The following is a 13,606-nucleotide window of genomic DNA, read 5'->3' as shown; positions in this document are numbered from 1 at the left end:
TAAACTAGGCAAAAAATGACAAATCTATCGCAGATCGAGTTTTTTCCCGCGAAAAGGTTTAATCGAAGGGTTAAGACGTGTAAAATTCTAATCGATTTTTATTTATCCACCGTTTTTATCTTTTGAGGTTCTCCTCGATCATAATCTCGCGGTGATATGCCCCATGGTACGGGGCATCACTCCTTAAGGATTTTTTATATATGCCAATTATCACTTTGCCAAATGGCGATCAAAAACAATTTGATCAAGCCGTATCTGTGATGGACGTTGCGTTAAGCATTGGTCCTGGTCTTGCGAAAAATACAGTAGCAGGTCGTGTAAACGATCGTCTAGTCGATGCATCAGACTTGATTACTGAAGATGCAACCATACAAATCATTACACCGAAAGACGAAGAAGGTGTAGAGATTATTCGTCACTCTTGCGCGCACTTGGTTGGTCATGCTGTTAAACAATTGTTCCCAGAAGCAAAAATGGTCATTGGTCCAGTCATTGAAGAAGGTTTCTACTATGACATCTGGATGCCACGTCCATTCACTTTAGATGACATGGCCGCGATTGAAGAGCGCATGAAAAAGCTCATCGATCAAGATTATGATGTTGTGAAAAAAATGACACCGCGTGATGAAGTGATTGCAGAATTCACAGCACGTGGCGAAGAATATAAATTACGCTTGATCGCGGACATGCCTGAAGAAACGCAAATGGGCTTGTACTACCATCAAGATTATTTGGATATGTGCCGTGGGCCGCACGTACCAAACACTAAATTCTTAAAATCATTCAAGTTGACTAAGATCTCTGGTGCTTACTGGCGCGGCGATGCGAAGAATGAACAATTACAGCGTATTTACGGTACAGCTTGGTCAGACAAGAAACAACTTGCAGCGTATATCAAACGTATTGAAGAAGCGGAAAAGCGCGATCACCGTAAAATTGGTAAAGCTTTAGACTTATTCCATATGCAAGAAGAAGCACCGGGTATGGTGTTCTGGCATCCGAATGGTTGGACCATTTACCAAGTACTTGAACAATACATGCGTAAAGTTCAACAAGACAATGGTTATCAAGAAATTCGTACACCGCAAGTGGTTGATTTCACCCTTTGGGAGAAATCAGGACATGCTGCAAACTATGCAGACAACATGTTTACCACGCATTCGGAAAACCGCAACTATGCGGTAAAACCAATGAACTGCCCATGTCACGTGCAAGTATTTAACCAAGGTTTAAAATCTTACCGTGATTTGCCTATTCGTTTGGCTGAATTTGGTTCATGCCACCGTAACGAACCATCGGGTTCATTACACGGCATTATGCGTGTGCGTGGCTTTACGCAAGATGATGCACATATTTTCTGTACCACTGAACAGATTGGTAAAGAAGTTGCTGATTTTATTAAGCTCACTTTAGATGTGTATAAAGATTTTGGCTTTGAAGAAGTGCAAATGAAATTATCAACACGTCCAGAAAAACGTGTTGGCGATGACAAACTTTGGGACATGGCTGAAAAATCTTTGGCAGATGCTTTAGATGCAGCAGGTCTGGCTTGGGATTTACAACCGGGTGAAGGTGCATTCTACGGTCCAAAAATTGAATTCTCATTGAAAGACTGCTTAGGTCGTGTATGGCAATGTGGTACTATTCAGTGTGACTTCAATTTACCAGAGCGTTTAGACGCCTCTTATGTGACTGAAGACAATGATCGTGATCAACCTGTTATGTTGCATCGTGCAATTCTTGGCAGTTTCGAACGATTTATTGGTATACTAATTGAACACTACGCTGGCTTCATGCCACCTTGGTTAGCGCCAGTACAAGCGTGTGTAATGAATATTACAGATTCACAAGCTGAGGCATGTGAGTCAGTCGTCGCAAAACTTAAAGAAAGCGGTATCCGTGCGATTTCAGACTTGAGAAATGAAAAAATCGGCTTTAAGATTCGTGAACGCACTTTAGAGCGTATTCCTTACTTATTGGTTCTTGGAGACCGAGAAGTAGAGGAAGGTACAGTCAACGTACGTACCCGCTCAGGAACAAATTTAGGTACTATGTCAATCGATGCCTTCGTTGACTTAGTGAAAGCAGCCGTAGCCGAACGCGGCCGGTACATTGTGGAGTAACAGCGATTAAACAGCCTGACCGTAATCAACAGGGCGGTAATAAATCAAACCGTCCTGCTTTGAATGATGAAATTCGTGCAAAAGAAGTCCGTCTTGTAGACGAAAATGGCGAACAAAAAGGCATCGTAAGCTTGGCTGATGCCTTACGTGCTGCTGAAAGCGTTGATCTTGACTTGGTTGAGATTGTTGCAAATGCAGAGCCACCAGTTTGTAAAATTATGGACTTCAATAAGCATTTGTTTGACCTTAAGCAAAAGCAAAAAGAAGCGAAGAAAAAACAGCATCAAGTCCAGGTGAAAGAAATCAAGCTCCGCCCTGCGACTGATGTTGGTGATTACAACGTAAAATTACGTGCAATTATCAAGTTCCTTGAAGAAGGCAACAAGGTAAAAATCACCTTGCGCTTCCGTGGTCGTGAAATGGCTCACCAACAATTAGGTCTTGCTCAATTACAAAAAGTTGAAGCAGATGTAATTGAATACGGTACAGTCGAACAAGCACCAAAAATGGAAGGTCGTCAAATGGGTATGCTACTTGGACCGAAACGTAAAAAGTAAGCACTCATTGATCAAAAAAGCACTGCATATGCAGTGCTTTTTTACGTCTGTGTTTGAATAGGATTGATCTTGCAAGTTAAAAAAGACCAGTCGATGACTGGTCTTTTTTTAGCTTATTTCGCTTCGGGTGAAGCAAGCCGTTGTGTTGCTGTTTGGCCAATTGGAATATGCCGCGGTAATTTTTCTTCAGGAATAATACGCTGCAAGTCTATTTTCAATAAACCATGTTCATAATCAGCGCGTTGTACTTCAATATGTTCATCTAAGCGTAAAGACAGTTTAAATGAACGATTGGCAATGCCTTTATGTAGAAATTCAACGCTTGTATCCGACTTTTCTTCAACCGATTTTCCCGTGATGGTGAGGACTTGATTTTCCAGCTTAATTTCTAATTGCTCTGGATTAAATCCAGCGGTTGCAACGACTATGCGGTAGTTATGCTCACCAGTTTTTTCAATATTATAGAGCGGATAATTTGGTGTATCGCTTTGCATTGCATAATCGAATAAGTCATTGAGTCGGTCAAAACCAATGCTACGACGGAATAATGGACTAAGACTGAAGTTGCTCATGGATAGAACCTCCTGAAATTAGCAAAGTTTTATAAACAAGTTTTTGATTGTTGCATTCGCAGTATCTTCAGCAATCTCCTTAAAGGTTCATTGCTGTATTTTAAATATAGGATTGCTTTTGTAGATTTCAACAATAAAATTTAAAAAAAAGTAAAAAATCTTCATTTGATAATTGCTTGCAAAATTTTGTGTTCAATCAGGGTATTTGCTACATGAAGTTGTACTGTTTGTTGCCATAAAACATGCTATAACTAGGGGTAAATCTCAATAATGTGATGTAAAAAATGAGAAAGGTGGAAGGTAGAGAACATGATTGATCTATATTATTGGGGTACACCCAATGGTCATAAAATTACAATAGCATTAGAAGAAATGGCGTTGGATTATCAAATTTTCCCCATTAATATTTTGGAAAATGATCAGTTTCAACCCGACTTTTTACGTATTTCTCCCAACAATAAAATTCCAGCCATTGTGGATCAAGACGGCCCTCGTGGCGAAGCGATTTCAGTGTTTGAGTCAGGTGCAATTTTACAATATTTGGGGCGTAAAACAGGCTTATATTATCCAACGGATGAACAGCAACGCGTTGAAGTAGAGCAGTGGCTGATGTGGCAAATGGGTGGTTTAGGTCCGATGCTGGGGCAAAATCATCATTTTAATAAATTTGCACCTGAAAAAATTCCGTATGCGATAGAGCGTTATGTGAATGAAACCAAACGGCTTTATGGCGTGTTGAATAAACAGTTAATTGGTCAAAAGTATGTGGCAGGTGAATATTCCATTGCTGATATGGCCATTCTGCCGTGGATATTGCGTTATGAATGGCAGCAAATTCAGTTAGACGATTATCCTTATGTAAAAGAATATATTGAACGCTTAACCGCACGCCCAGCCGTGCAACGTGCATTAGCGCTTAAAGTGGTGACTTGATTGCAAAAAATAGTGCATGTTTTTGTGCTAAGATCTCGTGATTACACCGCTTAAATTTCGCAGAAATAAACCACCCATTGCGGTGGTTTTTTATTGGATGACATGATGATGAAAGATTTTTTCTTAAATTTAACGCGTATTATTGAAAGCAATGCGAAAATTTATTGGGCGATTATCTTTGGTATTGCATGTTGTTTATTGCTTTATATTGCTGAAATAATTCATATGCAATCCTTGGCGGAAATGCTAAAAGCGAGTGCACCATCGGCATCGGGTGAAGTTTTTGGTGTGATTGCACGACGTTATAATTTAGCGCGTGGACTGGTGATGGTGTTATTTATTGTTTGGTCTGTCTATGAATACAAGACAACCAAGAAAAAGCTTGGGCTTTAACCTCGTATTTGCCGCATGTTGTCTTATGTTTTATTGTTTATTTCGGCTTTTGGTGCAGCAACCTTATTGCCATTGCAGTCCGAAGCCGTTTTATTGGCATTATTCGCTGAAGGTAGTCATTCGGTCATTGCACTACTGTCTGTTGCCAGCTTAGGAAATATTTTGGGTTCTTGTGTGAATTGGTGGCTCGGTTTTAAAATTGAACACTATAAAGATCAAAAGTGGTTCCCCGTTTCTGAAGCTAAAATGTTGAAAGCACAGACCCTATATCAAAAGTATGGTTACTGGTCATTGCTGCTCAGTTGGGTGCCGATGATTGGCGATCCGATTACCCTCATTGCAGGTTTACTTAAAGAAAACTTTGTACGGTTTTTATTGATGGTGAGCCTTGCAAAAGTAGGGCGTTATGTTTTTATCTATTGGGCTTTTTCCATGTTTTAAAAAAGAGATGCTTGTGCATCTCTTTGATGCTTTTTATTCTGGACATTGATTGAGATCAAATTTGATTTCATCTTTCAGAGTTGATTTTTTATATAGCCATAATGTGCTGGCCGTGCGCTTCACAGAAATTTGGCTCTGTGAAACTGCCTGAACAACAGCTTGGTCTACCGCATAAATACCCGAACCTTTTTTCACTTTAACTTTTTTCACATCACCGTGTTTATTCACTTTAAAGCTGAATTTGACCGCACGGTTATGTTCATTTAACTGCTCAGAATCGAGCTCTAAAGTCGGTTGGCTACGATATGAAAAGGCTGTTTTTTTATTTTGCTGTTGAGCCTGCCAATTTTTAGAATCAAATTGATATTGGCAAACTTCTCTGTCTTCATCTGGGCTTAATTTTAAGCTAAAGGTTTGGTAGCCAATCACTGGCGTTACGGTATCCTTTTCAACATGTGGTTTGACATGTGCTTCACGAACCGCTTGCACTAAAAGATTATCTAAATGGGTTAAACCGGTACTTTCTTGTACCCGAGCTTCGGCAATATTGCCCGTTTCATCGGCATAGATCCGAATAATGGCACTTCTATTTTGATCTTTTAAATCTTCATTTTTATATTGCGGGCGTGGAAATTTGTTCCACTGAATGCGTGTAGTCAAGTGCGCGGGAAGGGCTGCGCTTTTCTGAACGGAAAGTTGTTGTGTGGCTTTAGGTTCAGCACTATAAGCAGCGCTTAACGGTAAGCTGATGAGTAGAGAAAAACACAGGATTTGTTTCATAAATATTATTTCTTTAATCAAATCAGAGATGGCAGCGGTAGCGGAGCATTGTAAGTGCGCAGTATTTCCTGAATTGAAAATACTCGCAAGTCTAAAAAATAAATTAATGTCTTTGATCATTGCCTTTACTAATATCTACACCAAATAAATCTTTGGTTTTGATCCAGCTTATGGTGACGACAGCCATGGTCATACAGCCGCCCAATACTGTTGCCATGATAGTTCCCATGTATTTTGCTGCTAAGCCAGATTCAAAAGCACCCAGTTCATTGCTGCTTGAAACAAACATGCCATTTACTGCGGCTACGCGTCCACGCATATTTTCAGGCGGATAAATTTGTAGAATGGTTTGTCGCACGACCACTGAAATACTGTCACAAGCCCCCGTCATGGCTAAAGCGAACAGGGATAGCCAGATGTTATTTGAAAAGGCAAACAACAGCGTGAATAAGCCAAAACCTGTGACTGCAAGCAGCATATTGCGCCAAGCATTTTGTGTAGGGGGTAACTTGGTTAAGGCAATCATGGTCATGAGTGCACCAATAGAAGGTGCTGCACGTAAATAACCTAAACCTTCAGGGCCAACTTTTAAAATATCTTCAGCAAAAATAGGCAGCAGTGCAATCACACCACCAAACAGTACCGAAACCAAATCCAGAGAAATTGCCCACAGAACAATTTTGGTTCTCCAAATAAAACGGAAACCATCACCCAAACTTTCAATTAAATTATTTGTTTCGATTTTAGGAAAGCTGCGTTTTTGCAGTAGATTAATTAATATAAAGCAAATGGCGAGTAATACAGCCACAGTAAGTAAACTGCTTTCACGACCTAAAAATGCCAGCATGAAGCCACCCAACATCGGGCCAATAATCACGCCACTTTGCCAACCAATGGTGGTCCACGTTGCACCATTGGCATACAGCTCGCGTGGGATTAGGAATGGCTTAAGCGAGGTTGCAGATGGATTATAAAAACCACGAATGGTGCCTAAGCCAAAAATGACCGCATAAATTCCCAAAGACAGTGTGTTGACTGTGATTTGACCTAATCCATAGCGATGAAACAACCACCATAAAACCATAGGTAAGGGGATTGCAAACAATAAACAGATTTTCATGATGCTCTGTTTGTTAAAGCGGTCGGCAAAATAACCACCCCATAAAGACAAAGCGATAAATGGAATCGCTTCGGCTAAACCAATCAAGCCTAAGGTCAAAGGATCTTTGGTAATTTGATAAAGTGAATAGGCGACAATAATTTCTTGAATTAAAATAGCAATCGTCAGACAGAACTGGTTAATCGTGACGATAGAAAAATCGCGATAACGTAGGGCTGCAAAAGCATCCAGTGCAGGGTTCATATGGGTCCAGTATTCTTATGTTGTGATAATTATAAGACCGAATAGTGGGCTTTTAATAAAAATATAGCACTTTTTATATTCAAAATAAGACTCAGTCCAGCAGATAATCAATCGGTATATTTAAGGATATTTGCTTTTGTTTTAAGCAAAGATGCTTTACAATACTGGCTCCCTTACCTGCAGGTCGTTTTTGCAATGGTGCAGACGCTCCGAACAGGTGTTCAAAAGAGGTTGTTATGCCTAAGATGAAAACTCGCCGTGGTGCAGCTAAACGCTTTAAAGCGACTGCTAACGGTTTTAAGCGTAAACAAGCGTTCAAACGCCACATTTTGACCAAAAAATCTGCTAAGCGTATTCGTCAATTACGCGGCTGTGTAATGGTTCACGTGAGTGACGTTGCTTCAGTTCGCCGTATGTGCCCATACCTTTAAGGAGATTTATAAATGGCTCGTGTAAAACGTGGTGTCCAGGCTCATCGCCGTCATAAAAGAATTCTTGCTCGTGCTAAAGGTTACTACGGCGCTCGTTCACGCGTATATCGCGTAGCGTTCCAAGCAGTAATCAAAGCGGGTCAATATGCTTACCGTGACCGTCGTCAGAAGAAACGTCAATTCCGCGCTTTGTGGATTGCTCGTATCAATGCTGGTGCGCGTCTAAACGGTTTGTCATACAGCCGTATGATTGCTGGCTTGAAAAAAGCTCAAGTAATCATCGACCGTCGCGTACTTGCTGACATCGCTATGCATGATGCAGTTGCATTTGCTGCTATCGCTGAAAAAGCGAAAAGCGCATTAGCTGCTTAATCATCATAGATGATTCAAAAAAAGACCGCTTTTAGCGGTCTTTTTTATTTTAGATTATTTTTTAAGTAGATAATAATTAGAGATAAATTATGAATAATGAAAATTTTTTAAATGATTTAATACAACAAATACAACAAATACAACAAATACAACAAATACAACAAATACAACAAATACAACAAATACAACAAATACAACAAATACAACAAATACAACAAATACAACAAATACAACAAATACAACAAATACAACAAATACAACAAATACAACAAATACAGCAAGGTGGTCAGTTCAAATATTTATATTTTTGGGGGCATACTCCAAAGCAAGCCCATATTGTTGATAAAAGTTGTTTTAGTCAGTGGTTTCCAGCGCAATTTGAATTGGATGGGATTAAATATTTCACCGCTGAGCATTATATGATGGCGCAAAAAGCACAGTTATTTCATGATGATGAGACATTTGATCAAATCTTAAAAGTCACACATCCGAATGAAGCAAAGCAGTTGGGTCGAAAAGTACAAAACTATGATGAACAGGCATGGAAAGAAAAACGATTTAACATTGTGTTGCAAGCAAACCTTGCTAAATTTTCTCAACATCTTGAATTAAGAGATTTCTTAATTGCCACGCATGATCACATTCTGGTTGAAGCATCGCCAGTTGATGCGATTTGGGGTGTTGGTATGGCGCAAGATCATCTAGATATTCAAAATCCAACGAAGTGGAAAGGATTAAATCTGCTCGGCTTTGCACTCATGCAAGTTCGAGCTCAGCTTTTGGCTCAGTCTAATTGAGCTTTTTAGGGCTAGACACGATTGAGTTCGAACATTTTATGAAAAATAAATTGATAGATTGGAGAGGAAAAGACAACAACCTGAGTGATCTGTGGTTAGCTTTGATCAAATTTTCGATTCGGAAAGGTCGATAAGATAAATAAACCAATGGCTGTAAATCCAATGCTTTGTAGGATCAGCATGATTTTATGTTCGGTAGGCAATGCAGCCATTAAAGTCATCAATGCAGTGAATGGCATCACCCAAAATAGAAGAGTAAAGCCCTTTTTATAAGCGTTATCTTCCGCGATTTTTAAGCTTAAAGTTCTGCATAAATGTATGCCCATGCCAATCATTAGACTAATTGCCGTAAACATAGTGGAGAGTTGTTGCTCTGTGGAACAGAGATAAATCATGACACAGGTGGCTATACATACCAGCAGTTTAATTTGACGCGTACATCTCTCCGAATACCAAAACTGCAACATTATTTCTGCTCATCTACAAGGTCATTTTTATTGAGTAACGATAAGGGCGAGAATAAACAAATGGCTAAAGCCATAAAGCCAATCCCTTGTGCACCAGGAATTAAAATTTCTCCATCTTGCATATGCATAAAAATGAGTGACATTAATAGTGCAATCGGAATCCACGTTAACAGTCGATATAATAAACCTGTTGGATTTTGAGCGGCAAAATGAATTTTGCAATAAAGACAAATCAGAAAAATGATGCCTGTACCTAAGAACATGAGTATTGCATCAAGTTTGAGGGGTTCCATCCAATAAAGCACGCCTGTGGCAATCGAGATGACAATAAAAATCATCAGTTTACGGAAAGTTGAAACTTGAGGATTAAACCAAAATTCGAGCATATTTTTCGGATAGATCAAGGAGGATTGAATTGTACTTTAGCAAAAATAGCCATAAAAAAGCGAGGCTTTTGCCTCGCTTTAAATTTTATGAATTTTTGAGTGGACCCCAATCATAAATTTTCTTTTGGTAGGCATACCACATCATCCATAGACCAATCAAAATCATGGGTACAGTGAGGAATTGCCCTTTACTCATCCAGCCAATAAAGAGTTGTCCATGGTCGGGTTCGCGGAAAAACTCCACCACAAAGCGTGCAATACCGTAGCCAATCAAGAACAGGGCTGAAACCGCCATACGTGGGCGTGGTTTTGAACTGAACCACCAGAGCACAATAAACAGAATGAGACCTTCTGCTAAGGCTTGATAAAGTTGTGATGGATGACGAACCAAGTGCAGAGGATCGTTCGGGAAAATCATCCCAAGCGCAAAGTTTGGATCGGAGACTTGGCGACCATACAGTTCACCGCCAATAAAGTTACCAATACGACCAAACATTAAGCCTGTTGGTACACAAGGTGCAATAAAATCGAGGGTTTGGAACCACGTCATCTGGTATTTTTTACACCAAAACAGCATGGCAATCATCACGCCCAAGAAGCCGCCATGGAAGCTCATGCCACCTGTCCAGACTTGGAATAACCACAGTGGATTGGCAAGAAATTGTTCAAAACCATAAAAGAACACGTAGCCTATACGACCACCGACAACGACACCTAAAGCACCATAGAAAATCAGGTCAGAGACCATATCGGGTGTCCAACCATCACGCTGTTTGGTTCTATAGGTGGCAAGCCCCCAAGCAAATAAAAATGCCAATAAATACATTAGTCCATACCAATGTACTTGTAAGGGTCCCAGCGATATAGCAACTGGATCAATATTTGGATAGGTCAGCATTGCTGTTCCTTGTCATTATGTTTTGCACAGATTTTAGCTGAATGTGATGAAAAATGTTGTACATTCAATGTGTAAAGATAATGAGCACGGTTTATGTGTATTGTAGCTTTAGCTTGGCAGGTGTTAGATGATACACCGTTATGCTTAATTTCAAATCGTGATGAGTTTTATCAGCGTCCGACCAGTGGTTTAAAAACTTGGCAAAATAGCCCAATTATTGCTGGACAAGATTTGCAGTCAGGTGGAACGTGGATGGGGGTGACTGAATCGGGCCGATGGGCTGTAGTGACCAACTTTCGAGATGGCACCGATCAAAAAAAATATCAGACTTCCCGCGGGCAATTGATTCAACATTTTTTACAATCCGATTTAACACCAATTCGCTTTGCTCAAGCCTTAGAAAAGCAACAACTTGATTATGCGGGTTTTAATTTATTTGTCGGTGATCAGCATCAAGCGGTCTATATGAGTAATCGTGGTGAAGCGCCACAAGTCTTGGCTCAAGGGGTATATGTGGTTTCTAATGGTTTAATGACCGAACACTGGGAAAAGAGCAAACATCTACGCAAGCGCTTTACCCAAGAGTTTTTACCCATGTTGCAACAGACCACGACAATAGAAGCAGACTTGGAATGTGCAGTGTGGGATATTTTAGAAGATGAACGTAAAATTATTGTTGAATTATTGCCACAAACAGGGATTAGTCTAGAAATGGAAGCGCTATTGTCTTCTACTTTTATTCAAAGTCCAATTTATGGCACACGCTGTTCAAATTTTTTAAGAATGAAAAACCAGACATGGTTATGGCAAGAAAAATCCCAACAAGGCGAGACTCAAGGGAAAATTATTAAGCTGAATTTTCCTTTGAGTCAATAAAAAAATGCCGACTTCACGTCGGCATTTTTTTAAGATTGTTTAGTTATTTCTTAGGATTCGCAATTTTTTTAACGATGGATGGCATTGGGTCTGCTGTGATGTAGCCAACTGATGCTGCATAACCATCATTATAATTTGCATTAATTAAGGGGGTGAGAGCAGTTTTGACGACATTATGAATACCGCCCCAATCACCTGCGTGCTGGAAGTTGCTCATAATATACGTCCAACCATTAATGGAGTCGACCGCATGTAAGCCTGTTGCTTCTGCACCTGCGGGTGTAGAAAGAATGCGATCAAGGGATTTCGTATCGACATTGTAAGCCCAAAGGAAGTTATTTACATGGTTACCGCTGTCTTCACCAATAAATAATGTGCGCAATGTTTCTGAGAATTTCAGATTGTCTGGGCTAGCAATATTATTCGGATTAGCGGTATTGCCTAGGCTGTCAGCAGGAATATCTTCGCCCATACGTAGCATATGGCTTTGATATGGAACCCAAGAACTGTCAATCAGGCTATTTCCAGTATCGACCAGACTGCCTTTTAAGTCATGCGCCATAATGCCGCCAGCTTTAACAACTTTACTGAATTTGACGTTATGTGAAGCGACCCAGCCAGTTTGACCTTGCACCATAGAGCCTTGAATATTCGCCAAAGCAGAGTAAGCAACTTTATCTTTAATGTTGACCGTTGTGCCTTCCATTTTTGTAAATGCCATACTGCCGCCTTTTAACGCTGCATAACGGTGGGTTTCAAGGAATGCTGCTGCCAGTTCAATTTCAGCTTTGCTAAAGCCATTATTGGCTTCTTTAAGTTTGACCCAAAGGGTTTTACCATCTAAAACAATTTCGCTATAGCCTGTTGTATCTGCTGGAACAGTGGCTAAACTTTCCATGATATTTTCAGCTTTAATACCACGAACATTGACTAAATCTTCAATGGTTTTGCTGTCTGAATGACCCAGTTTGATCCATTCAATGCCAGCAGTTGACGTTTCATTTAGCTCATTTTTGTATTTAGCAACATAAAGTGAGCCCGCAGATAAGTCTTTTTCTTTGTCTGCAACGAACATGAAGAAACCGCCATTGGTATAGTCGTCGCCCATAATAGCAGTACGATTATCTGGCATGACTTGAATCAATTCATGTGAAATACGACCTAAGCAATAATGTTTCTTCGCTGTTGCACCGCCTTTACCATCTAAAACAATTTCAGGCATATGCCCGTAGTTGTAAGCATTGGCTTGAGTTTCATTACCGTACAAATATGAGCTATATGCTTTTAATGTGCTGAGTTTTGTACCAATTTGATTGAATGCATCAGGTTCATATTCTTCACTAGAAAGGTGGGTATTCCATGGTGAAAGGCTTGCACCACAGGTAATCCACAAACCATGAACATTTGACATATCGACATTAAAGTATTTTTTAAGTTCTAAATGACCGGTAGTCTGATCTTGATCTAAAGTGAGTACTGCGATTGGAGAGGGTAATTTGCCATACATATCCTGTTTAGCCAGATTTTTAGATGCATATTCAAATTGAACAACATGAAAAACAGGCTTATTGACGCCAGAAACATTGGCACCTTCAATATGAATCAGGGAAGAACCATCTGGGCAGTCGGAGAAAAATTGACGCGATGTTCCTGCAAGGGAAGTATCTAAAATTGGCTGATTATGAATGTCGTAATAACCACCTGCTAAAATTTTTCCACCTGCTAAGTTGTCGACCTCTACACCCGTGTTAAAGAAAGATTTATAACCAAGTGTATACTCAGTTTGGCTATTGTCATCCCATTCAATCGTTAACTTAGACGCAACCGTTGTTGTCGCCATCGCTGCTGCATTGCTTAGATCTGGCGCAGCCATTGGAGTGAATTTAGCATTTTTAAAATTTGCTGGTTTTGTTGGTGGTGTAATCACAGCAGTAGTATTGTCACTGTCGTTACATCCGCTGAGTGCTGCGGCTGTACTCATTGCACCCAAAGGTAAAAATGGAATTCCTGCAAACCATTTAAGCAAATCACGGCGACTTGGCTGATTAGAAGTGGCTGTCATAATAAATCCGTATAAAGTAATAAAAGTATTATTTAGTTCGTTATCGTGAGTGATTGTATAAATAGTTAGTGACAGTTCTTTTACATTTTGAAGTCAGTTTAAAGACAGGTTTTACTTTGGTGGAAAGCAGTTTTATTTTTTATATTTATAAATAA

At 39.8% G+C, this 13,606-nt stretch carries 16 protein-coding genes; 9 read left to right on the top strand and 7 right to left on the bottom strand.

Annotated features, from left to right (window positions below):
• The first annotated feature begins 200 nt into the window (after positions 1-200).
• Together thrS and infC are read left to right on the top strand one after the other, a co-directional pair.
• Positions 201-2,123: a threonine--tRNA ligase gene (gene thrS, locus B9T24_RS06290; RefSeq protein WP_004649817.1), complete on the top strand. Its 1,923-nt coding sequence runs from the start codon at positions 201-203 to the stop codon at positions 2,121-2,123.
• A gap of 5 nt (positions 2,124-2,128) precedes the next feature.
• Positions 2,129-2,680, top strand: coding sequence for a translation initiation factor IF-3 (gene infC, locus B9T24_RS06285; protein ID WP_081399747.1), 552 nt, complete (start codon positions 2,129-2,131; stop codon positions 2,678-2,680).
• A gap of 113 nt (positions 2,681-2,793) precedes the next feature.
• Here infC and B9T24_RS06280 read toward each other — a convergent pair whose 3' ends face one another.
• Positions 2,794-3,252, bottom strand: coding sequence for an Hsp20 family protein (locus B9T24_RS06280; RefSeq protein ID WP_086164999.1), 459 nt, complete (start codon positions 3,250-3,252; stop codon positions 2,794-2,796).
• 309 nt (positions 3,253-3,561) lie between these two features.
• Here B9T24_RS06280 and B9T24_RS06275 point away from each other — a divergent pair, with 309 nt between their 5' ends.
• The 3 genes from B9T24_RS06275 (at position 3,562) to B9T24_RS06265 (ending at position 5,019) form a co-directional block, all read left to right on the top strand.
• On the top strand, positions 3,562-4,185 hold the full coding sequence (locus B9T24_RS06275) for a glutathione S-transferase N-terminal domain-containing protein (protein ID WP_086164998.1): 624 nt from the start codon (positions 3,562-3,564) through the stop codon (positions 4,183-4,185).
• A gap of 108 nt (positions 4,186-4,293) precedes the next feature.
• A complete protein-coding gene (locus tag B9T24_RS06270) occupies positions 4,294-4,578 on the top strand; it encodes a hypothetical protein (protein ID WP_086165229.1) in 285 nt (94 codons plus the stop codon).
• A gap of 18 nt (positions 4,579-4,596) precedes the next feature.
• Positions 4,597-5,019, top strand: a complete 423-nt coding sequence (locus B9T24_RS06265; RefSeq protein ID WP_086165228.1) for a YqaA family protein — start codon at positions 4,597-4,599, stop codon at positions 5,017-5,019.
• A 33-nt stretch (positions 5,020-5,052) separates the two neighbouring features.
• Here B9T24_RS06265 and B9T24_RS06260 read toward each other — a convergent pair whose 3' ends face one another.
• Together B9T24_RS06260 and B9T24_RS06255 are read right to left on the bottom strand one after the other, a co-directional pair.
• On the bottom strand, positions 5,053-5,799 hold the full coding sequence (locus B9T24_RS06260) for an energy transducer TonB family protein (protein ID WP_086165227.1): 747 nt from the start codon (positions 5,797-5,799) through the stop codon (positions 5,053-5,055).
• Between the two features lie 103 nt (positions 5,800-5,902).
• A complete protein-coding gene (locus B9T24_RS06255; RefSeq protein ID WP_086164997.1) occupies positions 5,903-7,162 on the bottom strand; it encodes an MFS transporter in 1,260 nt (419 codons plus the stop codon).
• 236 nt (positions 7,163-7,398) lie between these two features.
• Between B9T24_RS06255 and rpmI the strand changes: the two genes are divergently transcribed.
• The 3 genes from rpmI (at position 7,399) to B9T24_RS06240 (ending at position 8,762) form a co-directional block, all read left to right on the top strand.
• Entirely contained in the window at positions 7,399-7,593 is a 195-nt protein-coding gene (gene rpmI, locus B9T24_RS06250; protein ID WP_039621088.1) for a 50S ribosomal protein L35, read from the top strand.
• Between the two features lie 12 nt (positions 7,594-7,605).
• Complete coding sequence (gene rplT / locus B9T24_RS06245; RefSeq protein ID WP_004649808.1) at positions 7,606-7,965, top strand: 50S ribosomal protein L20; 360 nt, start codon at positions 7,606-7,608, stop codon at positions 7,963-7,965.
• Positions 7,966-8,201: 236 nt separating this feature from the next.
• The gene (locus tag B9T24_RS06240; protein ID WP_228145694.1) at positions 8,202-8,762 is read left to right on the top strand and encodes an NADAR family protein; all 561 of its coding nucleotides are present in this window, start codon (positions 8,202-8,204) and stop codon (positions 8,760-8,762) included.
• Positions 8,763-8,857: 95 nt separating this feature from the next.
• On the opposite strand, the gene B9T24_RS06235 is transcribed toward B9T24_RS06240, so the two are convergent.
• The 3 genes from B9T24_RS06235 to lgt all read right to left on the bottom strand — a co-directional run bounded on the left by B9T24_RS06235 (position 8,858) and on the right by lgt (position 10,513).
• On the bottom strand, positions 8,858-9,229 hold the full coding sequence (locus B9T24_RS06235; protein ID WP_086164995.1) for a hypothetical protein: 372 nt from the start codon (positions 9,227-9,229) through the stop codon (positions 8,858-8,860).
• Positions 9,229-9,615 (bottom strand): hypothetical protein, encoded by a 387-nt coding sequence (locus B9T24_RS06230; protein WP_086164994.1) that lies wholly within the window; start codon positions 9,613-9,615, stop codon positions 9,229-9,231. The genes B9T24_RS06235 and B9T24_RS06230 overlap by 1 nt, the downstream gene beginning before the upstream one ends.
• 85 nt (positions 9,616-9,700) lie before the next feature.
• Positions 9,701-10,513 (bottom strand): prolipoprotein diacylglyceryl transferase, encoded by an 813-nt coding sequence (lgt, locus tag B9T24_RS06225; protein ID WP_086164993.1) that lies wholly within the window; start codon positions 10,511-10,513, stop codon positions 9,701-9,703.
• A gap of 93 nt (positions 10,514-10,606) precedes the next feature.
• Between lgt and B9T24_RS06220 the strand changes: the two genes are divergently transcribed.
• Positions 10,607-11,389, top strand: coding sequence for an NRDE family protein (locus tag B9T24_RS06220; RefSeq protein ID WP_086164992.1), 783 nt, complete (start codon positions 10,607-10,609; stop codon positions 11,387-11,389).
• Positions 11,390-11,432: 43 nt separating this feature from the next.
• Here the strand turns inward: B9T24_RS06220 and B9T24_RS06215 are convergent, their stop codons facing one another.
• Positions 11,433-13,451 carry a PhoX family protein gene (locus tag B9T24_RS06215; protein ID WP_086164991.1) on the bottom strand — a complete coding sequence of 673 codons (2,019 nt, stop codon included), beginning with the start codon at positions 13,449-13,451 and terminating at the stop codon, positions 11,433-11,435.
• Positions 13,452-13,606: the final 155 nt, after the last annotated feature.

It is taken from the genome of Acinetobacter sp. ANC 4654 (assembly GCF_002135425.1).
Classification (GTDB): Bacteria; Pseudomonadota; Gammaproteobacteria; order Pseudomonadales; family Moraxellaceae; genus Acinetobacter; species Acinetobacter kyonggiensis.
This window is presented reverse-complemented; position numbering and strand designations above follow the sequence as displayed.